At 72.9% G+C, this 26,286-nt stretch carries 23 protein-coding genes and 1 riboswitch; of the genes, 11 read left to right on the forward strand and 12 right to left on the reverse strand.

All coding sequences use genetic code 11. The features are described 5' to 3' along the window. Window positions 1-9: 9 nt before the first annotated feature. Window positions 10-282, reverse strand: a complete 273-nt coding sequence (locus tag KI385_RS22575) for a DUF1876 domain-containing protein (protein WP_238573979.1) — start codon at window positions 280-282, stop codon at window positions 10-12. 252 nt (window positions 283-534) lie between these two features. On the opposite strand from KI385_RS22575, the gene KI385_RS22580 reads away from it, so the two are divergent. Then, entirely contained in the window at window positions 535-1,275 is a 741-nt protein-coding gene (locus KI385_RS22580) for a DUF4097 family beta strand repeat-containing protein (protein ID WP_238573980.1), read from the forward strand. Window positions 1,276-1,442: 167 nt separating this feature from the next. Then, window positions 1,443-2,690 carry an MFS transporter gene (locus KI385_RS22585; RefSeq protein WP_238573981.1) on the forward strand — a complete coding sequence of 416 codons (1,248 nt, stop codon included), beginning with the start codon at window positions 1,443-1,445 and terminating at the stop codon, window positions 2,688-2,690. Between the two features lie 28 nt (window positions 2,691-2,718). Here KI385_RS22585 and cobN read toward each other — a convergent pair whose 3' ends face one another. Beyond that, complete coding sequence (cobN, locus tag KI385_RS22590; protein ID WP_238573982.1) at window positions 2,719-6,321, reverse strand: cobaltochelatase subunit CobN; 3,603 nt, start codon at window positions 6,319-6,321, stop codon at window positions 2,719-2,721. Between the two features lie 36 nt (window positions 6,322-6,357). Next, a riboswitch (cobalamin riboswitch) is annotated at window positions 6,358-6,490 on the reverse strand. Between the two features lie 198 nt (window positions 6,491-6,688). On the opposite strand from cobN, the gene cobG reads away from it, so the two are divergent. The 3 genes from cobG to KI385_RS22605 all read left to right on the forward strand — a co-directional run bounded on the left by cobG (window position 6,689) and on the right by KI385_RS22605 (window position 10,367). After that, window positions 6,689-8,074 (forward strand): precorrin-3B synthase, encoded by a 1,386-nt coding sequence (gene cobG, locus KI385_RS22595; RefSeq protein ID WP_238573983.1) that lies wholly within the window; start codon window positions 6,689-6,691, stop codon window positions 8,072-8,074. Window positions 8,075-8,148: 74 nt separating this feature from the next. Continuing rightward, window positions 8,149-8,781 carry a precorrin-8X methylmutase gene (locus KI385_RS22600; RefSeq protein WP_238577803.1) on the forward strand — a complete coding sequence of 211 codons (633 nt, stop codon included), beginning with the start codon at window positions 8,149-8,151 and terminating at the stop codon, window positions 8,779-8,781. 2 nt (window positions 8,782-8,783) lie between these two features. Next, window positions 8,784-10,367: a precorrin-2 C(20)-methyltransferase gene (locus KI385_RS22605; protein WP_281066889.1), complete on the forward strand. Its 1,584-nt coding sequence runs from the start codon at window positions 8,784-8,786 to the stop codon at window positions 10,365-10,367. Between the two features lie 136 nt (window positions 10,368-10,503). On the opposite strand, the gene KI385_RS22610 is transcribed toward KI385_RS22605, so the two are convergent. Further along, a complete protein-coding gene (locus tag KI385_RS22610) occupies window positions 10,504-11,286 on the reverse strand; it encodes a cobalt-precorrin-6A reductase (protein ID WP_238573984.1) in 783 nt (260 codons plus the stop codon). A gap of 17 nt (window positions 11,287-11,303) precedes the next feature. Between KI385_RS22610 and KI385_RS22615 the strand changes: the two genes are divergently transcribed. Beyond that, window positions 11,304-12,479 carry a cobalt-precorrin-5B (C(1))-methyltransferase gene (locus tag KI385_RS22615; RefSeq protein WP_238573985.1) on the forward strand — a complete coding sequence of 392 codons (1,176 nt, stop codon included), beginning with the start codon at window positions 11,304-11,306 and terminating at the stop codon, window positions 12,477-12,479. Between the two features lie 135 nt (window positions 12,480-12,614). On the opposite strand, the gene KI385_RS22620 is transcribed toward KI385_RS22615, so the two are convergent. The 4 genes from KI385_RS22620 to KI385_RS22635 all read right to left on the reverse strand — a co-directional run bounded on the left by KI385_RS22620 (window position 12,615) and on the right by KI385_RS22635 (window position 15,897). After that, window positions 12,615-13,037, reverse strand: coding sequence for a hypothetical protein (locus tag KI385_RS22620; protein WP_238573986.1), 423 nt, complete (start codon window positions 13,035-13,037; stop codon window positions 12,615-12,617). 102 nt (window positions 13,038-13,139) lie between these two features. Then, on the reverse strand, window positions 13,140-13,928 hold the full coding sequence (gene cobM, locus KI385_RS22625; RefSeq protein WP_238573987.1) for a precorrin-4 C(11)-methyltransferase: 789 nt from the start codon (window positions 13,926-13,928) through the stop codon (window positions 13,140-13,142). Window positions 13,929-13,993: 65 nt separating this feature from the next. Next, a complete protein-coding gene (cbiE, locus tag KI385_RS22630) occupies window positions 13,994-15,304 on the reverse strand; it encodes a precorrin-6y C5,15-methyltransferase (decarboxylating) subunit CbiE (RefSeq protein WP_238573988.1) in 1,311 nt (436 codons plus the stop codon). A gap of 323 nt (window positions 15,305-15,627) precedes the next feature. Then, window positions 15,628-15,897, reverse strand: coding sequence for a hypothetical protein (locus KI385_RS22635; protein WP_238573989.1), 270 nt, complete (start codon window positions 15,895-15,897; stop codon window positions 15,628-15,630). Between the two features lie 224 nt (window positions 15,898-16,121). Here KI385_RS22635 and KI385_RS22640 point away from each other — a divergent pair, with 224 nt between their 5' ends. The 3 genes from KI385_RS22640 to KI385_RS22650 all read left to right on the forward strand — a co-directional run bounded on the left by KI385_RS22640 (window position 16,122) and on the right by KI385_RS22650 (window position 19,040). Further along, the gene (locus KI385_RS22640) at window positions 16,122-17,135 is read left to right on the forward strand and encodes a cation diffusion facilitator family transporter (protein WP_238573990.1); all 1,014 of its coding nucleotides are present in this window, start codon (window positions 16,122-16,124) and stop codon (window positions 17,133-17,135) included. A gap of 133 nt (window positions 17,136-17,268) precedes the next feature. Further along, on the forward strand, window positions 17,269-17,874 hold the full coding sequence (locus KI385_RS22645; RefSeq protein ID WP_238573991.1) for a hypothetical protein: 606 nt from the start codon (window positions 17,269-17,271) through the stop codon (window positions 17,872-17,874). Window positions 17,875-18,041: 167 nt separating this feature from the next. Next, window positions 18,042-19,040 (forward strand): hypothetical protein, encoded by a 999-nt coding sequence (locus KI385_RS22650; protein WP_238573992.1) that lies wholly within the window; start codon window positions 18,042-18,044, stop codon window positions 19,038-19,040. 7 nt (window positions 19,041-19,047) lie between these two features. On the opposite strand, the gene KI385_RS22655 is transcribed toward KI385_RS22650, so the two are convergent. Beyond that, a complete protein-coding gene (locus KI385_RS22655) occupies window positions 19,048-19,989 on the reverse strand; it encodes an NADP-dependent oxidoreductase (protein WP_238573993.1) in 942 nt (313 codons plus the stop codon). A gap of 380 nt (window positions 19,990-20,369) precedes the next feature. Between KI385_RS22655 and KI385_RS22660 the strand changes: the two genes are divergently transcribed. After that, on the forward strand, window positions 20,370-21,050 hold the full coding sequence (locus tag KI385_RS22660; RefSeq protein WP_238573994.1) for a response regulator transcription factor: 681 nt from the start codon (window positions 20,370-20,372) through the stop codon (window positions 21,048-21,050). A gap of 74 nt (window positions 21,051-21,124) precedes the next feature. Beyond that, window positions 21,125-22,282 carry a betaine/proline/choline family ABC transporter ATP-binding protein gene (locus KI385_RS22665; RefSeq protein ID WP_238573995.1) on the forward strand — a complete coding sequence of 386 codons (1,158 nt, stop codon included), beginning with the start codon at window positions 21,125-21,127 and terminating at the stop codon, window positions 22,280-22,282. 83 nt (window positions 22,283-22,365) lie between these two features. On the opposite strand, the gene KI385_RS22670 is transcribed toward KI385_RS22665, so the two are convergent. From KI385_RS22670 to KI385_RS22685, 4 genes are all read right to left on the reverse strand, one after another. Continuing rightward, window positions 22,366-23,304: a hypothetical protein gene (locus KI385_RS22670; protein WP_238573996.1), complete on the reverse strand. Its 939-nt coding sequence runs from the start codon at window positions 23,302-23,304 to the stop codon at window positions 22,366-22,368. Window positions 23,305-23,693: 389 nt separating this feature from the next. Next, on the reverse strand, window positions 23,694-24,644 hold the full coding sequence (locus KI385_RS22675; RefSeq protein WP_238573997.1) for an ABC transporter substrate-binding protein: 951 nt from the start codon (window positions 24,642-24,644) through the stop codon (window positions 23,694-23,696). Beyond that, window positions 24,641-25,315, reverse strand: coding sequence for an ABC transporter permease (locus KI385_RS22680; protein WP_238573998.1), 675 nt, complete (start codon window positions 25,313-25,315; stop codon window positions 24,641-24,643). The genes KI385_RS22675 and KI385_RS22680 overlap by 4 nt, the downstream gene beginning before the upstream one ends. Continuing rightward, the gene (locus KI385_RS22685; protein ID WP_238573999.1) at window positions 25,312-26,061 is read right to left on the reverse strand and encodes an ABC transporter permease; all 750 of its coding nucleotides are present in this window, start codon (window positions 26,059-26,061) and stop codon (window positions 25,312-25,314) included. Before KI385_RS22685 ends, KI385_RS22680 begins: the two co-directional genes overlap by 4 nt. Window positions 26,062-26,286: the final 225 nt, after the last annotated feature.

Here is a 26,286-nt window from a genome sequence, read left to right on the forward strand (position 1 = left end):
CGGCTCCTCTCAGACGTGCAGGCGCTCCACCGGCCGGGCCGTGTGCACCTCGATGTCGTGCGCGGCACGCTGCAGCAGCTGATGGCTGAGGTGCGACATCGCCCGCGCCACCGCCAACTCGTCCCCGATGGCGGGGACGTTCTCATCCGCCGGATTGCACCGAGCAGTCCCCTGGCCGACCATCTGCCCGCCCGCCTTGCCGCGCAGCCTGGCCTCGGCCTTCACCTCGTTGTCGGTCTCGGTGATGGTGATCTCGGCGTTCCATGTCTTTGTGGCAGTCACCGGAATCCTCCTCGTAACGCCCCAACGCAGCACATGTACAGCCCCCACAAAAATCGTCGCACCGGCGCCCGCGTGCCGCACCTGGGGCTCGCCTGGGCCGCACCTGGGCCGCACCTGAGGATCACCACACCCCAACTCGGGGGATTTCCCCATGGCCCGGACCGCGAGCGTCGCCATAGCCTGACGGAACGTGGTCGCACGGCGGGGCACACTCCTCCGGAGCGCCAACTTCCAACCATTCCGGGGGACTTCATGCGCAAGCGTGTCCGCTTCATCGGGGCCGTGGCGGCGGCCGTCATCGGGGCCTGCGGCATCAGCGCCTGCGGACTGCTGCCCGGGGAGACGTTCAAGGACGACGCCTCGGTATCGGGGAAGATCACGGCCGTACGGCTGGACAGCGGCTCGGGCGGCCTCACGGTGCGCGGCGGCAAGGGCGGCGGCGCGGTGTCGGTCCACCGCGCGGTCACCTACCACGGCGACCGGCCGGAGGGGGCGACGCACCGGGTCGAGGACGGTGTGCTGGTGCTCCGGGGCTGCGGCGACCGCTGCTCGGTGAACTACACCGTCCAGCTGCCGGCGGGCATACCGGTGAGCGGGGAGACCTCGAGCGGAGAGGTGAATCTGAGCAGGGTGGGCACCGTGAAGGTGACCACCAGCTCCGGGTCCATCGACCTGGACGGTGTCGCCGGCACGGTCGACGTACGGACCACCGACGGCCGGATCAGCGGACGCGGCCTGTCGGGCAAGCACATCACGGCGCACACCTCCAACGGGGCGATCGACCTCACCCCGGCCACCGCCCAGGACCTGCGGGCGGAGACCTCCAACGGCTCCGTCTCGGTGAAGGTGCCGAGGGGCCGCTACCAGGTGTCCGCACAGACCAGCAACGGCGACAAGGACATACGCGTGGCCAACGACCCGGCGGCCCGTTTCCACCTGGACCTGACCACCAGCAACGGGGACATCACCGCCGAGCAGGCCGGACGGAGCTGACGCCTGCGCCGGCCGCATGAGCCGACGGCCTGATCCGACGGCCTGCGCAGACCGCCGGCCGCCGATCGCCGGCCGCCGACTGCCACGTCGCAAAGCTGCCAGACCTGGGCCGCCGAGCGCGCTGGACTGGGGAGCACCGCATTCGCTCGCCCACCAGGACGGAATCCATGTCGTCGACCGCCACGCCCACCTCCGGCATCCGCACCACCGCCGCCACCGCCGCCGCCACAGGCGGGCCCGCCCGCTCGCCGTTACAGGGCTGGCTCGCCGTGCTCGCGGTGACGCTGGGCATCTTCTCGATCGTCACCACCGAGATCCTGCCGATCGGGCTGCTCACGGCCATCGGCGCCGACTTCGGCATCTCGGACGGCACGGCCGGGCTGATGATGACCACGCCCGGAATCCTGGCCGCGGTCGCCGCCCCCACCGTCACCCTGGCCACCGCCCGCATCGACCGGCGACTGATGCTGTGCGCCTTCGTCCTCCTGCTGGCGCTGGCGAACGTGCTCGCCGCGGTCGCGCCCGCCTACTGGCTCGTACTGCTCTCCCGCGTCATGGTCGGTGTCACCGTCGGCGGCTTCTGGTCGATCGGCGCCGGTCTGGCCGAGCGGCTGGTGCGGCCGGAATCGGCCCGCAGGGCGACCGCGGTGATCTTCTCGGCGGTGCCGCTGGGTTCCGTGCTCGGCGTCCCCGCCGGCACCTTCATCGGCGACCTCGCCGGCTGGCGGACGGCGTTCCTCGTGATGGGCGCCCTGACGGTGGGCGTGTTCGCGCTGACGGCTCTGGCGACCCCGGCGCTTCCTCCCGGCCGGCCCACCCGCCCCCACGAGCTGCGTGCCATGCTGCGCAGCACCCACACCCGCTTCGCGCTGCTGATGACGTTCCTGGTCGTGCTGGCACACTTCGGCGCGTACACCTATGTGACGCCGTTCCTGGAGCGGGTCACCCACCTCACGTCCCCCGGCCTGATCACCGTCTTCCTCCTGACGTACGGCGCCGCCGGAATCGTCGGTAACTTCCTGGGCGGCGCACTGGTCGCCCGCCGCCCGCGCACCACCATCGGGACCGCGGCGGCGCTGATCGCCGGCGCCACGCTGCTGCTCCCGCTCCTCGGCCGCGGGGAGATCGGCGCACTGGCGCTGCTGATCGTCTGGGGGATCGCCTACGGCGCCGTGCCCGTCTCGTTGCAGACCTGGTTCGCGAAATCCGCCCCCTCCGCACCGGAAGCGACCTCGGTGCTCTTCACCGCGTCGTTCCAGGCGACCATTTCCCTCGGCGCGCTGACCGGCGGTGTCGTCCTGGACAGCACGTCCCCCTCGACGGTCATGGCCCTCGGCGGCGTGACCGCGATCCTGGTGGCGCTGACCGCATGGCTGCACCACGCCAGGCGACTCGACCGGCCCCAGCGGAGCTAGGGCCGGTCCGGGCTTGGCCTGGCCGCCGTCAGTCCTCGCCCTCCAGCTCGCCCTCGGTCTCCAGGAATGCCTGGCGGAGCGCCGCCAGAGTCTCGGCGTCCGGCTTCTCCCACATGCCGCGGGATTCGGCCTCCAGGAGGCGTTCGGCGATGCCGTGCAGGGCCCAGGGGTTGGCCTCCTGGAGGAAGGCGCGGTTCTCGGGGTCGAGGACGTAGGTCTGCGCGAGCTTGTCGTACATCCAGTCGGCGACCACGCCCGTCGTGGCGTCGTAGCCGAACAAGTAGTCCACGGTGGCGGCGAGTTCGAAGGCACCCTTGTAGCCGTGGCGGCGCATCGCCTCGATCCAGCGGGGGTTGACCACCCGGGCACGGAAGACCCGGGAGGTCTCCTCGACCAGGGTGCGGGTGCGGACCGTCTCCGGGCGGGTGGAGTCGCCGATGTAGGCCTCGGGGGCCTTGCCCTTGAGCGCCTTGACGGTGGCGACCATGCCGCCGTGGTACTGGAAGTAGTCGTCGGAGTCCGCGATGTCGTGCTCGCGGGTGTCGGTGTTCTTGGCGGCGACCGCGATGCGCTTGTAGGCCGTCTCCATCTCGTCCCGGGCCGGACGGCCCTCCAGACCGCGGCCGTACGCGTAGCCGCCCCAGACGGTGTAGACCTCGGCGAGGTCGGCGTCGGTGCGCCAGTCGCGGGAGTCGATCAGCTGGAGCAGGCCCGCGCCGTACGTTCCCGGGCGGGAGCCGAAGATACGGGTGGTGGCGCGGCGTTCGTCACCGTGCTCGGCCAGGTCGGCCTGCGCATGGGCCCGTACGAAGTTGTCCTCCGCCGGCTCGTCCAGCGAGGCGGCCAGCCGTACCGCGTCGTCCAGCAGGCCGATGACGTGCGGGAAGGCGTCGCGGAAGAAGCCGGAGATGCGGAGGGTGACATCGATACGGGGGCGGCCCAGCTCGCCGAGGGCAATGGCTTCGAGGCCCATGACACGACGGGAGGCGTCGTCCCATACGGGGCGCACGCCCAGCAGCGCCAGCGCCTCCGCCACATCGTCACCGGAGGTCCGCATGGCGCTGGTCCCCCACAGGGACAGCCCCACCGACTGCGGCCAGTCGCCGTTGTCGGTGCGGTAGCGCGTAAGGAGGGAGTCGGCGAGGGCCTGGCCGGTCTCCCAGGCGAGCCGGGAGGGCACGGCCTTGGGGTCGACGGAGTAGAAGTTACGGCCCGTCGGGAGGACGTTGACCAGGCCGCGGAGCGGGGAGCCGGAGGGGCCGGCCGGGACGAAGCCGCCGGCCAGCGCGTGCACCGCGTGGTCGAGTTCATCGGTGGTGGCGGCGAGGCGGGGGACGACCTCGCGGGCGGCGAAGTCGAGGATGTCGGCGACCGCGGCCGGGTGGCCGGCGGCGATACCGGCCACCGCCGCCGGGTCCCAGTCGGCGTCCTCCATCGCCTGGACCAGGGCGCGGGCCTTCTCCTCGGCCTCGTCGGCCGTCGTACGGGTCGCGGCGGACTCGTCCAGACCGAGCGCCTCGCGCAGACCGGGCAGGGCGGACGTACCGCCCCAGATCTGGCGGGCGCGCAGGATGGCGAGGACGAGGTTGACGCGGGCCTCACCGGCCGGGGCGCCGCCCAGGACGTGCAGACCGTCGCGGATCTGGGCGTCCTTGACCTCGCAGAGCCAGCCGTCGACATGCAGCAGGAAGTCGTCGAAGCCGTCGTCGTCGGGGCGGTCTTCCAGGCCGAGGTCGTGGTCGAGCTTGGCGGCCTGGATCAGGGTCCAGATCTGGGCGCGGATGGCCGGCAGCTTGGCCGGGTCCATGGAGGAGATGGCCGCGTACTCGTCGAGCAGCTGCTCCAGGCGGGCGATGTCGCCGTACGACTCCGCGCGGGCCATCGGCGGGACGAGGTGGTCGACGAGGGTGGCGTGCACCCGGCGCTTGGCCTGGGTGCCCTCGCCGGGGTCGTTGACCAGGAAGGGGTAGACGAGCGGGAGGTCGCCGAGGGCGGCGTCGGGACCACAGGCGGCGGACAGGCCGGCGTTCTTGCCGGGCAGCCACTCCAGGTTGCCGTGCTTGCCCAGGTGGACCATCGCGTCCGCGCCGAAGCCGCCGTCGTCGGCGGAGGCCGCGATCCAGCGGTAGGCCGCCAAGTAGTGGTGCGAGGGCGGCAGATCAGGGTCGTGATAGATCGCGATCGGGTTCTCGCCGAAGCCGCGCGGCGGCTGGATGAGGATGAGGAGATTGCCGCGGCGCAGGGCGGCGAGCACGATGTCGCCCTCGGGGTTGCGGCTGCGGTCGACGAACATCTCGCCGGGCGGCGGCCCCCAGTGCTGCTCCACCGAGTCGCGCAGCTCCTGCGGCAGCGTGCCGTACCAGCGCCGGTAGTCGGCGGCCGGGATCCGGACCGGGTTGCGGGCGAGCTGCTCCTCGGTGAGCCACTCCTGGTCGTGGCCGCCGGCCTCGATGAGGGCGTAGATCAGCTCGTCACCGTCGCCGGACTCCAGGCCCGGGACCGGCTCCGTACCGAAGTCGTAGCCCTCGGACCGCAGACGGCGCAGCAGTTCGACGGCGGAGGCCGGGGTGTCCAGCCCGACCGCATTGCCGATACGGGAGTGCTTGGTGGGGTACGCGGACAGCACCAGCGCCAGCCGCTTCTCGGCGGCCGGGATGTGGCGCAGCCGGGCGTGGCGCACCGCGATCCCGGCGACCCGGGAGGCACGCTCGGGGTCGGCGACATAGACCGGAAGGCCGTCCTCGTCGACCTCCTTGAAGGAGAACGGGACGGTGATCAGCCGGCCGTCGAACTCGGGGACGGCGATCTGCGAGGCGGCGTCCAGCGGGGACAGGCCCTCGTCGTTCTCCTCCCATGCGGCGCGCGACCCGGTCAGGCACAGGGCCTGGAGGATCGGTACGTCGAGGGCGGCCAGCGCGCCCGCGTCCCAGGACTCGTCGTCGCCGCCGGCGGAGGCCTCGGCGGGCTTGGTGCCGCCCGCGGCGAGGACCGTGGTGACGATGGCGTCGGCGGCCCGCAGTGCCTCGATCAGCTCGGGCTCGGGGGCGCGCAGGGAGGCGACGAAGAGCGGGAGGGCACGGCCGCCCGCCTCCTCGATCTGCTCGCACAGGGCCCGTACGAAGGCGGTGTTGCCGCTCATGTGGTGGGCGCGGTAGTAGAGCACGGCGACCAGCGGGCCGCTCTCACGGCGGGCGTCCCACTCCAGGTGACCCCAGGACGGGGCGGGCGCCGGCGACTCGAAGCCATGGCCGGTCAGCAGCACCGTGTCGGAGAGGAAGCGGGCGAGCTGGTCGAGGTTGGCGGGACCGCCGTGCGCCAGGTAGGCGTGCGCCTCGGCCGCGATGCCGACGGGGACCGTGGACTGCTCCATGAGCTGGGCGTCGGGGGCCTGTTCACCGGTGAGCACGACGACCGGCCGGTGCTGGTCCTCTGCGAGCAGCAGATCCAGCCCCTCCTGCCAGGCGCGGATACCACCGAGGAGGCGTACGACGACGAGGTCGACGCCCTCCAGCAGCGCGGGCAGCTCGGCGACGTCGAGGCGGGCGGGGTTGGCGAGCCGGTACGGCACGGGGCCCGTGGCCGCGCGGGCGCTGAGCAGGTCGGTGTCGGAGGTCGACAGCAGCAGAAGCATGCGAGCGCAGGCCTTCCTCGGGGTGTCCGCGCCCCGGGTGGTCGTAAGGACGGCGGGAGTTCCTGGCTCGCCCGGCACAGGCCGGGTTCACAGTGGCGGGACCGCGCCGGATTCTCACCGGGCTTCCTCCCTAGGGCCGTAAGACCCTGCGCCGTCGCTGGCGTCCGGCGGGTCAGCCGACCCACCGACCTGCATAGTAAGGGCTGCGGCCGGGGGAGGTAAGCGGGCCTGTGCGGCTGCCCGCCCGGGGCGCGCCTCCCGGGTCCGTGGCCGGGCCCGTGGCACGGATCCGCCCCGGGGTTCCGGCCGGGTCCGTGGCCGGATCCGCCCCGGATCCGCGGGGCGCGTCGTCGGTATGCTCGCCGCCATGCCGCCCTCCCCCTCGATACGGCCCCAAGGGGCCGAACCGCCCATACGGGACCGCGGTGACGCCTGCCCGGGAGCGCTGCGGCTGCACTCCGCCGCCGACGGGCACCTCGCCCGAGTGCGGCTGCCCGCCGGTAACTTGACGGTACGTCAGGCAACTGCGCTGGCCGACGCCGCCGACCTGCTCGGCGACGGCCATCTCTCCCTGACCTCCCGCGGCAACGCGGAGCTCCGCGGCCTCGCGGACGACTGTGGCGCCCGGCTCGCCGGCCTGCTGCGCGACGCCGGCCTGCTGCCCTCCGAACGCCACGAACGCATCCGCAACATCCTCGCCTCCCCACTGGCCGGGCTGGACCATCACACCCCCGCTGACGTGCGGTTGTGGGCCCGGGAGCTGGACACCCTGCTCTGCACGAGCGAGTCCGCGACCGCGCTGTCCGGCCGGTTTCTCTTCGTCCTGGACGACGGGCGGGGCGATGTGGCGGCGCTCGGCGGCGATGTGACCTTGGTCGCAGAATCGGGCGGGGGCCCGGCTTCCGGTGGCCCGGCCGGGCCCGGGGGCGGCGCCCTGCTGCGGGTCGGTGACGATCCGGCGGCGCTGCGGATCGCCGGCGCCGACCTACCGCGCGCCGCGCTCGCCGCCGCCGCATGCTTCCTGACCACCGCCGGGGCGAGCGGCAGCGGCGCCTGGCGGGTCCGCGAACTCCCCGACGGATACGGCCTGACGGCCCATGCCGTGGCGGACGGGCTGCGGGCGGCGGGCATCGCGGCGGAGTACGTGGCGGACGGTCCGCGGGCGGCCGTCATCAGGTCCGCGTACGCGGACTCCTCCGCCCCCGGCGTCATCGAAGGCCCCGACGACCGACGCGCCTTGTCGGTCCTGGCGCCGCTCGGCCGGCTGACCGTCGCCCAATGGCGCCTGCTGACCGCCATCGCCGCCGACGACGGATCCGGCGAACTACGCCTCACGCCCTGGCGCGGCATCGTCATCCCCGGACTGCCGGCCACCGCGGCCGCCCCCCGGCTGCGCGAGCTGGCCGCCGCCGGCCTGATCACCGACCCGGCCTCCCCCTGGCACCGCATCAGCGCCTGCACCGGCCGCCCCGGCTGCGCCAAGTCCCGCACCGACGTACGCGCCGACGCGGCGGCCGCGCTCACCAAGGGCACACCGGCCCCCGGCGAGCTCTCCGTAAAGGACCTGCCCCTACAGGGCCTCCACAAGGGCCTACCCGTCCACTGGTCCGGCTGCGAACGCCGCTGCGGCCACCCGCACGGCACCTGGGTCGACGTCCTGGCAACGGCCGAGGGCTACCGGACATCGGTCGTACGGGACGAGGCACACCCCACCGCCCCGGCCCCGGTACCGGCACCCCACCCGACATCGTGAACTCCCCAGGCAGCCCCATGAACCACCCCACGCGCCACCCCGCACCCGACACCCCCAACACCTTCGAGGCCACAGTGACCGCGTTCGACTACGAGAAGGACGGTGCGGCGATCTACCGCCAGTCCTTCGCCACCATCCGCGCCGAGGCGGACCTCGCCGGTCTGCCCGCCGACGTCAGCCAAGTCGCGGTCCGCATGATCCACGCCTGCGGCATGGTCGACCTGGTCCGCGATCTGGCCTTCACGCCCGATGTGGTGGCAGGCGCCCGTAAGGCGCTGCGCGCCGGTGCGCCGATCCTCTGCGACGCCAACATGGTCGCCAGCGGCGTCACCCGTAAGCGGCTGCCGGCCGACAACGAGGTGCTGTGCACCCTCGCCGACCCGTCGGTGCCGGAGCTGGCCGCCCGGATGGGCACCACCCGCAGCGCCGCCGCGCTGGAACTGTGGCGGGACCGTATGGAAGGCGCCGTAGTGGCGGTCGGCAACGCCCCCACCGCGCTCTTCCGCCTCCTGGAGATGATCGAGGAGGGCGCGCCCCGCCCCGCCGCCGTCCTCGGCATACCCGTCGGCTTCATCGGCGCGGCGGAGTCCAAGGACGCGCTCGTCGCGCACCCGTCGAAGCTGGACCACATCGTGGTGCGCGGGCGCCGGGGCGGCAGCGCCATGGCCGCGGCCGCGATCAACGCCATTGCAAGCGAGGAAGAGTAAGCGTGAGCGAGCAGCAGGCAACAGGCGCCGGGAACGGACCGCGGGCCACCGGCAACGGGGGCGCCCCGGAGGCGACGGTCCCCGGCCGTCTCTACGGCGTGGGCCTCGGCCCCGGCGACCCGTCCCTCATGACGATCCGCGCCGCGAAAGTCATCGCCGAGGCCGATGTCATCGCGTACCACAGCGCCCGGCACGGACGCTCGATCGCGCGCTCCATCGCGGCCGAGCACCTCCGCGCCGACCACATCGAGGAAGCGCTGATCTACCCGGTCACGACGGAGTCGACCGACCACCCGGGCGGCTACCGCGGCGCCCTGGACGACTTCTACGAGACCGCGGCGGCCCGCCTCGCCACCCACCTGGACGCCGGCCGCACGGTAGCCGTCATCTCCGAGGGCGACCCGCTCTTCTACGGCTCCTACCAGCACATGCACAAGCGGCTGGCCCACCGCTACCCGACCGAGGTCATCCCCGGCGTCACCTCCATCAGCGCCGCCGCGGCCCGCCTGGGCAAGCCCCTCGCCGAGGCCGACGAGGTCCTCACGATCCTCCCCGGCACGCTCCCCGAGGAAGAACTGACCGCCCGGCTCGCCTCCACCGACACGGCCGTCGTCATGAAACTCGGCCGCACCTTCCCCACCGTGCGCCGCGCCATGGAACGCGCCGGACGTATGCCGGAGGCCCACTACGTCGAACGCGCCACCATGTCCGGCGAACGCACGGACAAACTGGCCGACATCGACGCGGACACGGTCCCGTACTTCTCCGTCGCGGTCGTCCCCAGCCGCATCGCCTGCCCGCCGCCGGTGGCCCCCGCGTCGCCCGGCGTCGGTGAGGTCGTGGTCGTCGGCACCGGCCCGGCCGGCCCCCTCTGGCTGACCCCGGAGTCCCGCGGCGCCCTCGCCGCCGCCGAAGACCTCGTCGGCTACACCACCTACCTCAACCGTGTCCCGGTACGCCCCGGCCAGCGCCGCCACGCCTCCGACAACAAGGTCGAGTCCGAACGCGCCGAACTCGCCCTCGACCTGGCCCGCCGCGGCCGGCGGGTGGCCGTGGTCTCCGGCGGCGACCCGGGCATCTTCGCCATGGCCACCGCCGTCCTGGAGGTCGCCTCCCAGGACCCGTACCGCTCCGTCCCCGTACGCGTCCTGCCCGGCGTCACCGCCGCCAACGCCGCGGCCGCCCGCGCCGGCGCCCCGCTCGGCCACGACTACGCGGTCATCTCCCTCTCCGACCGCCTCAAGCCCTGGGAAGTCATCGCCGAACGCCTCGCCGCCGCCGCCGGCGCCGACCTGGCCCTCGCCCTCTACAACCCCGGCTCCCGCACCCGCACTTGGCAGGTCGCCAAGGCCCGCGAACTCCTCCTGGAACACCGCGCCCCCGACACCCCGGTCATCCTCGCCCGCGACATCGGCGGCCCCGAGGAGTCGGTCCGCACCGTCCACCTCGCCGACCTCGACCCGAACCAGGTCGACATGCGCACCCTCTTGCTCATCGGCTCGTCCCAGACCGAGGTCGTACGACGCGACGACGGCACACAGGTGGTGTGGACGCCGCGCCGCTATCCGGAGCAGCCGGAGAAGTAGGACGGTCGGAAGAAGATGTGGCCCCTGCCGGTGGCCCCTGGGCGGGGGCCACGGGCAGGGGCCACGCGTTACCGCCGTACGCGCGGGCGTCGGCGTGAGGTCACCCGGACCGGTAGGGGTCGCTCAAGTCCGCCGTTCAGTCTGCTGTGCCGGCCCCGCTGAAAAGGCGCTGTAGCCACGCGACCGCCTCCCCCGGATCAGCGGCCACCGCCACCCCCTCCGGCACCGGTGGCCGCCGTACGACCACCACCGGCACCCCCGCCTCCCGCGCCGCCGTCAGCTTGGCGGCCGTTGCCGTCGCGCCGCTGTCCTTCGTCACCAGGACGTCGATGCGGTGGGTGCGGAGCAGGGCTCGTTCGGCCTCCAGGGTGAAGGGGCCGCGGTCGAGCAGGACCTCCATCTGGGGCGGGTGCGGGGGCTCGGGGGCGTCCACGGAGCGGGCGAGGAACCAGAGGTCGGTGAGGTGGGCGAAGTGGGAGAGGCCCATGCGGCCGGTGGTGAGGAAGATGCGGGTGCCGAGGGAGGGGAGGGCGGCGGCGGCCTCGTCCAGGGAGGTGACCTGGTGCCAGGTGTCGCCGGGTCCTGGTACCCAGCCGGGGCGGCGGAGGGCTAGCAGGGGAACATGGGCGGTGGCGGCCGCTTCGGCTGCGTTGTGACTGATGGTGTCGGCGAAAGGATGGGTGGCGTCGATGAGCGCGTCGACCGCGTGCTCGCGCAGCCAGCGGGCGAGGCCCTCGGGGCCGCCGAACCCTCCGATGCGTACGTGCCCGGCGGGCAGTCGTGGCGCGGCGACCCGGCCGGCGAGGGACGTCGTCACGCGCAGGGACGGCTCCGGCGCCAGGGTCGTGGCCAGGCGGCGGGCCTCCGTCGTGCCGCCGAGGATCAGTACATGGCGCACCGGGCGAGCTGCGTCGTTCATGGGATGTGGGTTCCTCCGTGGCTGAAGCGCAACCGCAGGGTACGGGGAAGGCCGCGGGCGGGCGTAGCGCGCAGCTCGCGCACACCGGGCTGCGGCACGGGTGGACGACCGGTGCGTGTGCGACGGCGGCGAGTACCGCCGCGTACACCGCGCTGCTGAGCGGCGAGTTCCCCGATCCGGTGACGATCACGCTGCCGAAGGGGCAGACGCCGTCCTTCGCACTGGCGGTGGAGGAGCTGGACCGCGACGGCGGTAGTGCCATGGCCGGGGTGGTGAAGGACGCGGGCGATGATCCGGATGTGACGCACGGGGCGTTGATCCGGGCGCGGGTGCGGAGGCTGGCACCCGGGTCGGGAGTGGTGTTCAAGGCGGGGCCGGGGGTGGGGACCGTGACCCGGCCCGGGTTGCCGCTGGAGGTGGGTGAGCCCGCGGTCAATCCCGTACCGCGGCAGATGATGCGTGAGCACTTGGCCGAGGTCGCCAGGCGATACGGCAGTGGTCCCGGGGCCGCGGCGGATGTCGAGGTGGAGATCTCCGTCGATCACGGGGAGGAGATCGCGCGCAGTACATGGAATCCGCGGCTGGGGATTCTGGGCGGGCTGTCGATCCTGGGGACCACCGGGATCGTGGTGCCGTACTCGTGCTCGGCGTGGATCGACTCCATCCGGCGTGGGGTGGATGTGGCGCGTGCGGCGGGGCGTACGCATGTGGCCGGCTGTACGGGGTCGACGTCGGAGAAGGTCGCCGTCGCCCTGCACCACCTTCCCGAGGACGCGCTGCTGGACATGGGGGACTTCGCGGGGGCGGTGCTGAAGTACATCCGACGGCATCCCGTGGAACGGCTCACCATCTGCGGCGGGTTCGCCAAGCTGTCCAAACTGGCGGCGGGGCATCTGGATCTGCACTCGGCGCGGTCCCAGGTGGACAAGGGGTTTCTCGCCGAGCTGGCCCGGCGGGGCGGCGCGGACGAGGCGCTGGCGGGGGCGGTGGCGGAGGCCAACACGGGCCTTGCGGCGCTCCAGTTGTGTGCGGCGGCGGGCGTTCCGCTGGGCGACCTGGTGGCGGCCACGGCCCGCGAGGAGTCGCTGGCCGTGCTGCGCGGGGCGCCGGTCGCGGTCGATGTCATCTGTATCGACCGGGCGGGGATGGTGGTGGGACGGGCGGAGCCGCGGGGGCCGGGCGGCGCGCAGTAGGGCGTGTCCGACCGGTCATGCGCGCTGCGCGATCGCCATGCCACCGCCGCGACACCGCCCGCCACGACGCCGCCACGGCGCCCCTGGTGCCTTCGCCGGTCCCGGCATCGGCCGGCACCGCGAGGTCGTACTGCTCTACCGCCAGGCCGGTCCGTTGCCGCTGCCCGCGCTCAAGCCATCGCTGCGGCCCTCGCTCCGGCCGTCGCTGCGTCCGTAGTTGGCACCGTCGGTGCGTCCGTAGTTGGCACCGTAGCTACGACCATCGCTGTTTCCGTAGCTGCGACCGTCATTGTTTCCGTAGCTGCGACCGTCGTTGCGCCTGTCACCGCGCCGGTACCCCAGGCGGTCCGCCACGCAGTCGTTGTCGCGACCGGTGAGCGTCCCCAGCGCCGTTCCGAGGGCACAGGCCGTCATGCGGATCGGGCCGTCATTCAGCCGTACGGTGCCGTGATGTCTCCGTACGTGATCGCTCCTGCCGTCGGCGCCGGCGACGTTGTCGCCGAAGAGGGTCAGCAGGGCGGCGGCGACGACCGCACCGGCGGCCAGTCTGGTACGCATCGTGGGGTGCTCCTTTGCCTCGGTCTCCCTTGGGTGTTGCACCTTCCTTTACCGGCGACCGACAGGTGGATAACGGATATTCACCCCGATGCGGTCATACAATCAGCCGGGCAGGCTTGTCGAGGACCCGCACGGCCCGCACGGCCCGTGCGGCCGCTCCCGGTCCGCCGAGTACAGATGGCTGTCGCGGAACTGCTCGGCGCCCAGGGTGCGGCCGACCATGATGACGGCCGTACGGACCACACCCGCGGCCTTCACCTGCTCGGCGATGTCCGCGAGGGTGCCGCGCAGCACGAGTTCGTCGGGGCGGGAGGCCATGGCGACGACGGCGGCGGGACAGTCGGCGCCGTAGTGCGGCAGGAGTTCGGCGACGACCCGGTCGACGTACATGGCGGCCAGGTGGAGGACCAGCAGCGCACCGCTGCGGCCGAGGGTGGCGAGGTCCTCGCCCTCGGGCATGGGGGTGGCGCGCTGGGCGACGCGGGTGAGGATGACGGTCTGGCCGACGGTCGGGACGGTCAGTTCCCGCTTGAGGGCGGCGGCCGCGGCGGCGAAAGCGGGGACGCCCGGCACCACCTCGTAGGGGACGCCGGCCGCGTCCAGGCGGCGCATCTGCTCGGCCACCGCGCTGAAGACGGACGGGTCGCCGGAGTGCAGCCGGGCGACGTCATGGCCCTCTTCGTGGGCGCGGACCATCTCGGCGGTGATCGTGTCGAGGTCCAGCTGCGCGGTGTCGATCAGCCGGGCGCCGGGCGGGCACTCGGCGAGCAGCTCGCGCGGCACCAGGCTGCCGGCGTAGAGGCAGACCCCGCAGGAGGCGAGGGTACGGGCGCCGCGCACGGTGATCAGGTCGGCGGCGCCGGGACCCGCGCCGATGAAGTGGACGGTCATGGGTGTTCGGTCTCCTGGGGGAGGGAGCGGGGAGGAGGAAGCGGGGGAGAGGGGCGGCGGGTGCGCTAGCGCTGCTCGCCCGGTGGCTTGACCGCCGACCACTGGGTGACCGGCATCGCCTGCCGCCAGCCCGTGAAGCCGCCGACCGGCACCGCGTGGGCGACCGCGAGCCGGACCAGTTCACCGCCGTGCTGCCGGTGGCGCTCGGCGAGCAGCGCCTCGGACTCCAGCGTCACGGTGTTCGCGACGATCCGGCCGCCCGGGGGCAGCGCGTCCCAGCAGGCGGCCAGCAGGCCGGGGGCGGTCAGGCCGCCGCCGATGAACACCGCGTCCGGCGTGGGCAGTCCGTCCAGCGCGGCGGGTGCGGGGCCGTGGACGACGCGCAGTGCCGGTACGCCGAGCGTGCGCGCGTTACGGCCGATCCGCTCGGCCCGTACGGGATCGCGCTCGACGCTGACGGCGCGGCAGCTGCGGTGCGCGCGCAGCCATTCGATGGCGATGGAGCCGGAGCCGCCGCCGATGTCCCACAGGAGTTCGCCGGGCGCGGGCGCCAGCGCGGCCAGGGTGGCGGCGCGGATATGACGCTTGGTGAGCTGGCCGTCGTGTTCGTACGCGGCGTCGGGGAGGCCGGGGACGGTGGAGAGGGGCGGGGTGCCGGGATCGCGGGCGCAGTCGAGGGCGATGACGTTGAGGGGGTCGGCGGGGGGCGCGTCCCAGTCGGCGGCCGCCCCTTCCACCATCCGCTCGCGCTCGCCGCCGAGTTGTTCCAGTACGCGCATCCGGGTCGGGCCGAAGCCGTGTGCGCGGAGCAGGGCGGCGACCTCGGCGGGGGTGCCGGCGCCGGCGGACAGCACCAGCAGGCGGCGGCCGTCGTACAGGGCGCGGGCCAGGTTCTCGATGGGCCGTCCGACGAGCGTGATGACCTCGGTGTCCTCCAGCGGCCAGCCGAGGCGGGCACAGGCGTGGGAGACGGAGGAGGGGTGCGGGAGGATGCGCAGCCGGTGGCTCACGGCGGCGGACCCGGGCCGGGCCTTCGCCTCGGTCGCCCCGTCCGCCGTCTCCTCCCCCAGCACCTCGGTCAGCGTCCGTCCGATCCCGTAGAACATCGGGTCGCCGCTGGCCAGTACGCACACCCGGCGGCCGGCGTAGGTGACCAGCAGCCCGGGGACGGCAGGGCGCAGCGGGGAGGGCCACCGGATCCGCTCGCCGGCGCACTCCTCGGGCAGCAGCGCGAGCTGGCGCGGGCCGCCGATCAGCACCTCGGCGGTGCGCAGGGCCTTTTGGGAGGCGGCGGGCAGTCCGTGCCAGCCGTCGGCTCCGATGCCGACGACGGTAAGGGGTTCAGGAGCGGCCGGGGCGGGTGGTGCGGGGCTCACTGCCGAGTACCTCAGAGGTCGACGGGGACCGGGACAGGTCCGGGGACAGGAGCCGAACTCTACTGACCGGGCGGTTCGCGGCCGCCCGCGGGGAGCCCGTCCACCGGCCCGGCACGACCCGCGCGGAACCCGGGCCGACCTCGGTGTACTTATTGCACATTGATTGCACTTACTTCGGCATCGCCCTGCGGGTCCCGCCGCTGCGCCTGTGCACGGACAACGGCGCCATGATCGCCGCGTGGGGCGGGCCACGGTGGCGGTGGCCTGACCGCGCGGCGGTGTGGGTGGGGTGACGGCGGGAGGCCGGTGCCCCAAGCGGCCGCCTACGTCAGCAACGAGAGCAAGAACTGCCCCGCGAACAGGAACGCCGTGCAGAAGCCCACGACCGCCGGCAGCCACTGCCAGATGCCGCGTGGGGAGTCGAAGCAGACCAGATAGCCGAGGACGGCGAGCAGGCCGGTCAGGGCGCCCAGCCAGAAGGGGAGGCCCTCATGGTGGGTGGACAGGACGGCGACGGCGGCCAGCAGGCCGAGCACCGCCAGGACCTGGCCCGTGCCGGGCGCGGGCCGCTTGGTCTCCCCCGTAGCGCTCATGCCGCCGGATCGTACCGGGGTGGGGCGGCTGTCGACGGCTCCCCACGCCCGGCGGACCGGAGAGTCGGGGTCCGTTTCGCGGTCCGGTCCCTCTCCCCGTCGCACCGCTCTGACCAGGCACGATACGCCGTTCGACGGTAATGACAACGGTCACCGGTGCAGCCTTTGGATCTTTTGCCGAAGTGCGGTTTGCTTCGCAGCGAGGAGCCAGGAAGGAGCGCGCCATGACCGAGCACGCCCACAACCACGGACACAGCCACAGCCACTCGCACGGTGTCTCACCGGACGCCGACCGGCGCTGGCTGCGGGCCGCGCTCATCCTGCTCAGCGCGTACATGGCGGTCGAGGTCGTCATCGGTGTCGTGGCCCAGTCCCTGGCGCTGATCTCGGACGCCGCCCATATGCTCACCGACGCGGTCTCGATCGTGCTGGCCCTGATCGCGATGCGGCTGGCCGCGCGGCCGGCGCGCGGCGGCTATACGTACGGGCTCAAGCGCGCCGAGATCCTCTCCGCACAGGCCAACGGCATCACCTTGCTGCTGCTGTCGGTCTGGCTGGCGTACGAGGCGGTCCAGCGGCTGATCACGCCGCCCGCGGTGACCGGCGGACTGGTGCTGGTCACCGCGCTGGCCGGGATCGTGGTGAACCTGATCTGCACCTGGCTGCTGTCCAAGGCCAACCGCTCCAGCCTCAACGTCGAGGGCGCCTACCAGCACATCCTCACCGACCTGTTCGGGTTCGTCGCCACCGCCATCTCCGGTCTGATCGTGCTGATGACGGGGTTCGCGCGGGCGGATGCGATCGCCTCGCTGGTGGTCGTCGCGCTGATGCTGCGGGCCGGTACGGGGCTGGTGCGCGAGTCCGGCCGGATCTTCATGGAGGCCGCGCCGGCCGGCGTCGACCCGGACGCGCTGGGCGATCAGCTGGCCGCCGAGAACGAGGTCGTCGAGGTGCACGATCTGCACGTCTGGCAGATCACCTCCGGACAGCCGGCGCTGTCCGCGCACATCCTGGTGGCGCCGGGCGGCGACTGCCACAAGGTCCGGCGCAGGCTGCAGGAGCTGCTGAGCGGGCAGTACGGCATCACCCACGCCACCCTCCAGGTCGACCACGTCGGCGAACAGGGCGACGCCGACGAGGTGCTTACGCTGAGCCGACGCCCCGGCCCGGAGCAGCCCACCGACCACTGCGAGGACGCCCATGGCCCGGTCCACCGGCCGAGGCCGCACCGGCACTGAGGGGCTGCCGGGCGGCCGCTGAGCGCCCGTCCGCCGGACAGCGCGCCGCGACCTTCCCCTCACTCGGGTGAACCCGGGCCGGGAGCGAGCCGCAAGCCACCGGTCGCGGGCGCCGCGATGCTCGGATGACGGCATGAGAACCGCCGCTGTCTGCGCGCTGCTGGGCGCCGCATCGCTCCCCGTACCGTCCGCCGTCGCGTACGCCCCACAGGCGCCGCCCGCCGTCTCGGTGACGGTGGCGGTGACCGACGGCCTCGATGACACCGAGGCCGGCAAACGGCTGGAGTACCGGATCACCGTGCACAACCTGGGCGCCACCGACGTCCGCCGGGCCCGTATCGAACAGCGGATGCCGGCCACCACCACCTCGGCCACCGCCGCGGGCGGGATCGTCCAGGGCCACGGCATGGGCCGGCAGAAGGCGATCTGGCGCTCCGACCTGCCCGCGCACGACATCCAGGTGTTCACCGCCACGGCCGTCCTCGGCGACCGCCCCGACCTCACCACCACCGCCGCCCCCGGCACCCTGCGCGCCGCCGCCACGGCCTGTGTCTACGTGGACGGGTCCTACGCCCCGGCGGCCTGCTCGGGCGATCTGGACGACCTGCCGGAGACCCACCCGGAGGAGGCCGGCCGTGACGGGTGGGTGTGGTGGGCGGTGGCGGCCGCGGTCGCCGCGCTGCTCGGGCCGGGGGTGGTGCGGGCGGTGCGGCGGCGGCGCACCGCGAAGGGGCGCTGAGGAGCGGGGCCGCGCGCCGGGTCACCCATTGGCACCGGCCCCGCTCGCGGGCGGCGGGGGATCGGACTTGCCTGGAAGGTGGCCATAGGGCGTGTCCGAAAGATCACCCCGGCCCGGCTGATCCCGCAGACACGCCCCAGTCCGCCGCGCAGGAAGGACAGGACGCGATGTCAGCGAGCGCACCCGTACGCCAGGGCGGGCGGGTGCCGGAGGGGGAGCGGCCGCCGGCGGGGCCGCGGCGGCCCGGACGGGCGCTGGCCGGTGGGGTGTTGCTGCTGGTGGGCGCGGTGCTGCTGCCGTTGAGCCTGGCCGCCATCTGGGCCCGGGCCGAGTTGACCGAGACCGACAGCTATGTGGCGGCGGTGGCGCCGCTGGCCGGGAACACGGCCGTCCAGGAGGCCGTCGTCGACGATGTGACGGACGGGGTGATGGCACATGTGCGGCTCGACGGGCTGCTGAAGGCCGTACCGCGCGCCGAGCGTCCCGCGGTGCGCAAGCACTTCACCCGCGGTATCCGCGAGTTCGTGGGCAAGCAGGTCCGGCAGGTCGTCACCGGCCGCGGCTTTCCGGCCATGTGGAACGGGGTGCACCGGACCGCCCACCGGACCCTGGACGGCACCTTGACCGCATCCGGCGATGCCGCGGTCACGCTGGATCTCACCCCGGTCGTGGAGCGGGTCAAGCATCAGCTGTCGCACAACGGCATGGGGCTCGACATCCTCCGCCGGGTGCCGCGGGCCGGGGTGGAGATCGTCCTGCTCAAGGCCCCTGACGTACCGCGGATCCGGGCCGTCTACGACGTCGTGGGCACCGGGGCGATGCTGCTGCCGCCCACCGCCGCGCTGTGTCTGGGCGGCGGGCTGCTGCTGGCGCGGCGCCGGCGGCGGGCGCTGATCTGTACGGGGGCGGGCTGTGCGGCGGCCGCCGCGCTGCTGGCCGCGCTGCTCGCGCTGGTCCGCAGCCGCACCCTGGACGCGCTGCCCGCCATGGTCTCCCGGCCGGCCGCCGGCGCATACGCCGATGCGCTCACCGATCCGCTGCGTACCGGCGTCTGGCTGATGGTCGGCGCGGGGACGCTGACGGCGGCGCTGGCCGCGGCGGGACCGCCGGCGGCCCGGGCGCTGCGCGCGCGACGGCTCGCCGCCCGTGCCACCAGCGGATCCTGACGTCCTCTCAGATCGCCAGGACCGTCTTCCCCTGTGCCCGGCCGGTGCGGCTGGCCGCCAGGGCCTCCGGGGCCTCTTCCAGGGACACCTCGCGGCCCACCAGGACCGTCAGGCGGCCCGCGTCGATATGGCCCGCGAGGATCTCCAGAAGCTGCGGGGAGGGGCGGTTGACGAAGTTGAAGCCGCGCAGATTGTGTTCGGTCAGGTCGTCCGCGTCGGCCGAGCCGATGAGCGAGACGGCCGTGCCCCCGTCGCGTACGGTCCGGGTCAGCTCGCCGAACTCTTCGGGGCCGCCGGTCATGTCGATCAGCACATCCACACCGTCCGGATGGGCCGCGAGGACCTGGTCGGCGACCGGGCCCGCGGTGTGGTCGACGGTCTCCGCGGCGCCCAGGGTGCGCATCAGCTCCGCGTTGGACGCGCGCGCGGTGGCGATCACCTCGGCGCCGCGGCCGGCCGCCAGCTGGGTGGCGAAGGTGCCGACGCCGCCGGTCGCGCCGACGATCAGCACCCGCTTGCCCTCGCTGATCCGGGTCTCCTCGACCAGGTTGTACGCGGTCATGCCGGCCGTCGGCAGCGCCGCGGAGGTGGCGTAGGTGACGCTGCGGGCGGCGTGCGCGATCCGGCTCTCCTCGGCGACGGCGAGTTCGCAGTACGAACCGCCGCCCTGCTCCGGCCGCTGGAACTGGCCGAACACCGCGTCGCCGACGGTGAACCGCCGTACGCCGGTACCGATCGCGAGCACCTCACCCGCCCCGTCCGTCCCCAGGACGAGCGGGAAGGCGGTCGGCACGGCATCCCCGAGCATGCCATCGGCGATCTTCCAGTCGACGGGGTTGAGTCCGGCGGCGGACAGCCGCACCAGAACCTCACCGGGCCCTGGCTCGGGCTGTGGCAGATCCATGAGCTGCGGCTGTTCACCGAATGCGCTGACTGCTACGGCTCTCATCGTGGCGTTCCCTTCCACCCTTCCGACCGGTGGCCGAAGTGGATCGTAAGCACGACGATGGGGCCGGAGGCGGCAGGAGCGGAGGCGGTGCGGCGGAAGCAACTCTTACGGCCCCCGTACCGGGCCGCCTCCAGCACCCGTTCGCCGGTGTCGCCCGTCGGCCGCGTCCGGTGCGGCCGCACGCCTGCACCGCCTGCAGAGCGGGTGTCGGCGACGGCCGGGCCGCCCGTACGGCCGGACAGAGACCGACAGCGGGTCGCCTTCCGTTTCACCCACCGTCGGGCGCCACCCGGCTCCACCGTGGTGAATTCCCAGGTCCGAGGGGCCGCGGCGGACGACGTTCACCTCGATGACAGGTGCGCCTCGGGTACATATGGCCCATGCGCGTTCTGGTGGTGGAGAACGAGGAACTCCTCGCGGACATGATCGGCGCGGGTCTGCGCCGCGAGGCGATCGCGGCGGATATCGCCCATGACGGCCGCGAGGCGCTGGCCAGGCTGCGGCTCGGCGCGTACGACGTGCTCGTCCTGGACCGCGATCTGCCCGGTCCGCAGGGCGACGAGATCTGCCGCCATATCGCCGAACAGGGGCTGCCGACCCGGGTGTTGGTGCTCACCGCGGCCGGCACGGTCCACGACCGGCCGGCGGGCCCGGGGCTGGGCGCCGACGACCATCTGACCAAGCCGTTCGCGTACGAGGAGCTGGTCGCCCGGGTCCTGGCGCTGGGCCGGCGGGCCCGCCCCGCCCTGTCGCCGGTCATCGAGCGGGCCGGCGTCACCGTCGACACCGCGCGCCGGCTGGCCGTACGCGACGGCCGGCCGCTGGCCCTGTCACGGCAGGAGTTCGGGGTGCTGGAGGTGCTGCTGCGCGCCCAGGGCGCGGTGGTCAGCGGCGACGATCTGATCGAGGAGGTGTGGGAGGAGCACACCAGCTACCGCACCAATGCCGTCCGCGTCACGCTCGGCACGCTGCGCGCCAAGCTCGGCGATCCGCCGGTGATCGAGAGTGTGCCGGGCGCCGGGTACCGGATGAGCGACGGGCCGGGGTCGGGCGCGGTCTGACGGTCCGTGGAGCGGTCCCCACCCGATTGCCCGCATGGCGGGACCCGTCACGGGCAGCGGGATTCAATGGCTCAATGATCCGGTTCGAGTCCGTCACCAAGCGCTACCCCGACGGGACCACCGCCGTCGACGATCTCTCCTTCGAGGTCGGCGAGGGTGAACTGGTGACCTTGGTCGGACCGTCCGGCTGCGGCAAGACCACGACCATGATGATGGTCAACCGGCTGATCGATCCCACGCACGGGAAGATCTTCGTCGAGGGCTCGGACATCGCCGGCGTCGACCCGGTCAAGCTGCGCCGCCGGATCGGTTACGTCATCCAGCAGACCGGCCTCTTCCCGCACCGCACCGTCCTCGACAACACCGCGACCGTGCCCTTTCTGACCGGCTGGAAGAAGGCCAAGGCGCGCGAGCGGGCCGCCGAACTCCTGGAACTGGTCGGCCTGGACCCGGCCGTCCACGGCTCGCGCTACCCCGAGCAGCTCTCCGGCGGCCAGCGCCAGCGGGTGGGGGTGGCCCGTGCGCTCGCCGCCGACCCTCCCGTGCTGTTGATGGACGAGCCGTTCGGCGCGGTCGACCCGGTGGTCCGCGACCGGCTCCAGAAGGAGTTTCTGCGGCTACAGGCCACCATGCACAAGACGGTGCTGCTGGTCACCCATGACATCGAGGAGGCCATCCGGCTCGGCGACCGGATCGCGGTCTACGGGGCGGGCCGGATCGAGCAGTACGACACCCCCGCGAGCGTCCTCGGCGCCCCCGCCACCCCGTATGTCGCCGAATTCGTGGGCACCGACCGTGCGTTGAAGCAGCTGTCGGTGACCGGCATCGACCGCGGCGACCTCGAACGCCCCCCGTTCGCCCGCCTCGGCGAACCGGCCGCGGAGGCGGCGAGCCGACTGCGGGCGGGTGGTGCCCGCTGGGCCGTGGTGCTCGACGAGGAGGGCGAACTGCACGGCTGGGTGGGCACGGAGGAGTTGGCCGGCGCGCACGGCACGGTCGCCGGGCACGCCCGCCGTATGGAGGCCTGGGTGCCGGTGAGCGGCACCCTCAAGGCGGCCTTCAGCGAGATGCTCAAACACGACGCCGGCTGGATCGCGGTCCTCGACGGCCGGCGCTTCCTGGGCGTACTCACCCCCACCACGCTCCATGAGGCGCTGCGCCGCACGATCGACTCGGACGAGCGAGGGGTGCCGCGGGAGCGGGCGGAAGTGGATTCGGTGCCTACGCAGTGAGGTGCCTACGCAGTGAGGTGCCTACGCAGTGAGGTGCTTGCCGCGTACGGGTGCTTGCCGAGTGAGTACGCGGGCGCGGCCCGTCACTCCTCCGCGCCGGGTTGGCGGGATGCCGCTGCGCGCCGGGTGCGCCCGCGACGCATGAGGAGGAAGGTCACCAGGGCGAGAGCGGCGGCCGACGCGGCCGCGGCGAGCGCGATGTCCCGGGTGCGGCTGTCGATGTCGATGGCGGATGACAGGGGTGACACGTCCGGATTGACGGGATCATCGCGATCGGTGGGGACGGGCGGGACCCATTGGTCGGCTCGCGCCGGGCCCGTGATCTCCAGTTTGATCGGCGCGGTGTTGTTGCTGGGGTTGGTGTCTCCGTTGGCGGGTTCGGGCACCGAGATCCTGCCCTCGGCGCCTTCGACCCGTCGGTCGATCCGCACCCGCAGGGTGACGAACCAGTTGGCGTTGCTGCAGTAGATGTTCCCGTCCTCCTGATCACGCGAGCAGTAGTCGCTCTCGGACGGAAGCCCCTCCCGCTCCTCCCGCGTGAGCGGGGCGAAGGTCGTACCTTGCGGCACCTCCACCCGCACCCGCTGGGCGAGGCCGGTGGGGGCCGGGATCGCCGCCACGGCATACTCCCCGATCCTGCCGCGGAGCGTGATGCCCTTGATGCCCCAGTCCGCTCTGTCGGCATAGCCGGCCGAGACGAAGCGCAGTTCACCACCGCCCTTGAGCGTGCCGACGGCGACCGGTTCGAGACCGAGCGCGGGCTCCCTGCCCCGTTCGTACTGCGCTTTGTAGTCCTCGGTGTGCGCGGGCGGATCCCCCAGCGGCCAGACGGAATATGTGTACGCCCCCCTGACGAGAGAGTGGCCGAAGACCTCCGGGAGAGGCTTGGCGGTCTCGTACCCGGCCCCAACGGGCACGGCGTTCGGGAACTCGCAGAAGATCGTGCGGTGGTGTTTCGCGTAGTAGCAGTTGTTGGGGGTGCCGGGGGTGTCGAAGGCGCCATCGGTGATCGTTACGCGCATGACCACGCCATGAGGCGCCGCTAGGCGCCCGGTGTTCCCGAAAGCAGGTGTGAGGGGCGGGATCCTGCCACGGTCGGCCGGGGCGATGGTGTACGGCTCGTGGGTGCGGAGCGTGAAGGACGGCCTGTCACCGCCCCGGCGCACCCCGCCGGGTCCACCGGCACCGGGCCCGAGCAGCAGCACCGTGGCAATGGTGACCAGAACCGCCAGAACCGCCCTGCCCCATCTGCCCTTGAGCACCATCACCGTCGTCCGCCCCCTCGCACCAGACCGTCCCCCGAGATGACACTCTCGCATGCCTCTCCTACGACCCATACAGGTCGCACACGCCTCACGGCTCACCCAGGTTGGGCCCGAACCGTTTCACGTGAAACATCCGCTCACCGGTCTCACCTCTGCGGCAACAGCCCCTTCGACACGAGGTAGTTGCGCGCCACATCCGCCGGCAGCCGCCGCCAGCTGTCCACCTGCTCATTGAGATTCGCCAGATCGGCGGTGGTCAGGACCTTGTTGAGGCGGTTGAGCGCGGCGGCCGCCCGTTCGCTGCCCGCACGGGCACGGTTGACGACGGGGAGGACATGGTCGGCGTTCTGCAGCTTCTTGTCGTCGGCGAGCAGCACCAGACCGAACCGGTCGAGGGTGGCATCGGTGCTGGTGGTCAGCACCATCTGGTCCTGCCCGTTCTGCACGGCCTGCTTGGCGGGCGTGGTGCCGACGCCCTTCGGGTCGATGGCGGTGAGGTTGATCCCGTACGTCTTCTTCAGCCCCGGCGCGCAGAACGGCCGCTGGACGCACTCATCGCCCGCCGCGAGACGCACCGGCAGTCTGGCGCGGCCCAGGTCACTGAGGGTCTTGAGGTGGTGCTTACGGGCGTAGGCGGCGCTGACCGCGAAAGCGTTCTGGTCGACGGCCCGGCCGGCCTGGAGCACGGTCAGGCCGCGGGGGCCGGCCAGCCGGCGCAGCGCACGCAGTGTGACGCCGAGGTCGGGCGAGGCGACCGGGGCCGCCTTGGAGCCCTTGTTCTTGGCGTTGAGCCAGTCCGCGAAGGTGGCGGCGTACTCGGGGACGACATCGATCTGCCCGGCTTCCAGGGCGGGTTCGTACAGCTCACGGTTGCCGACCGTGAGGACATGGGTCCGGTAGCCGGCGTGCCGGAGCAGCGCCGCGTACATCTGGGCGAGCAGCTCGCTCTCGGTGAAGCCGGCCGAGCCGATGGCCAGATCGTGGCTGTCCCCAGGGGAGGCGGTGATCGCGGCACGGGTCTCCAGGGAGGGGCCGCTGGTGCAGGCGGTGAGACCCAGCAGCGTGAGGACCGCGACGGCCGTGGCGCCGGCCCTCACCCGACCCGCCCCCGCGCCCACCCCGGCGCACACCGCTGCGCCAGTTCGAAGGCGGCCTCCATCAACAGCGCGAACACCGCGACCAGCACCGCGCCGGCGACCACCTGCGGGGTGCTGGCCAGGTTGAACCCCGCGGTGATGATCCGGCCGAGCCCGCCGCCGCCGACCAGCGCGGCGAGCGTGGCGGTGGCCACGAGCTGGACCGCGGCGATCCGGATGCCGGTCAGAACGAGCGGAAAGGCGAGCGGTACCTCGACCCGCCACACCAGCTGCGTCCCGGTCATCCCCATCCCCCGCGCCGCCCGCACCACGTCCTGGTCCACCTCGCGCATCCCCACGTACGCATTGGTCAGCAGCGGCGGGACGGCGAACAGCACCAGCGCGATGACGGTCGGCCACTGCCCGTACCGGCCGATGGGCGTGAGCAGAAGCAGCACGAGTACGGCGAAGGTCGGCACCGCGCGGCCCACGTTGGCGAGATTGACGGCCAGCGCGCCGCCGCGCCCGAGGTGTCCGAGGGTCAGCGCGATCGGCAGCGCGATCAGGGCGCTGATGACCAGGCAGGCGAAGGTCAGCACAACGTGCTGTTCGAGACGGTGCCAGACACCGTTCTCGCCCGCCCAGTTGGCGCCGGTGGTCAGCCATGTCCAGACCGCGGAGAGGGTGTTCATGCCCGCCGCCCGGGGGCCGCGACCAGCCGTTTCACCCCCGCGACCGCCCGGCCGCGCGGCCGGGCCCGCCGGCTCGCCCGCCGCCACGGGGTGAGCAGCCGTTCCGCACCGAGCAACAGCAGATCGAAGACGACCGCGATGATCACGCACAGCACGGAGGCGGTGAGCACCTGCGCCTTGAAGAACGAATTCATACCGGCGTAGATGAGGTTGCCCAGCCCGCCGTACCCGACGATCGCGCCGACGGTGGTGAGCGCCACCGCCGAGACCGTGGCGATCCGCAGCCCGGCCATCGCGGCCGGTACAGCCAGCGGCAGTTCGACGGTCAGCAGTTGGCGCAGCGGCCCGTAGCCCATGCCACGGGCGGCCTCCTTGGCCTCGGTGGGAACACCGTCCAGCCCCGCCAGGAGGTTCCGTACGAGCAGGGTGAGGGAGTAGAGGGCGAGGCCGACCACGACGAGGGTGGCGGACAGCCCGTAGAACGGCAGCAGCAGCGAGAACATCGCCAGTGACGGGATCGTGTAGATGACGGTGGTGATGCCGAGCACCGGCCCCACCGTCCAGCGTCTGCGCCGGGCCAGCAGCGCCAGCGGGACCGCGATCAGCAGCCCGAGCGCCACCGAGATCACCGTCAGCTGGATGTGCTGGGCGACCGCGTCCAACAGGATCTGCCGGCGGGTGCTCAGGTAGTCGCCGCAGATCCAGTCGTTACGGGCCAGGCAGTCGTCCGGCGGCGGTGCGGTCACGGTACGAGTCCACCCCGGCGGGTGCGGGGTGTCGCGGCGGACGCGTCCGATCGGGGTGGACCGCGGACGGCCTCCGCCGGCGGCAGCTCCTCGCGCACTCCACGCGCACTCCACGCCTGCGAACTCCACGCCTGCACACTCCGCGTACACACCCCACGTATACACGCAGTGTGTACTGCCTGTGTATAGTCCCTTGAGTCCGTTCGACCACTTCGCCCGATGGTC

The sequence above is a fragment of the Streptomyces inhibens genome (genome assembly GCF_022221585.1).
Lineage (GTDB): Bacteria > Actinomycetota > Actinomycetes > Streptomycetales > Streptomycetaceae > Streptomyces > Streptomyces inhibens.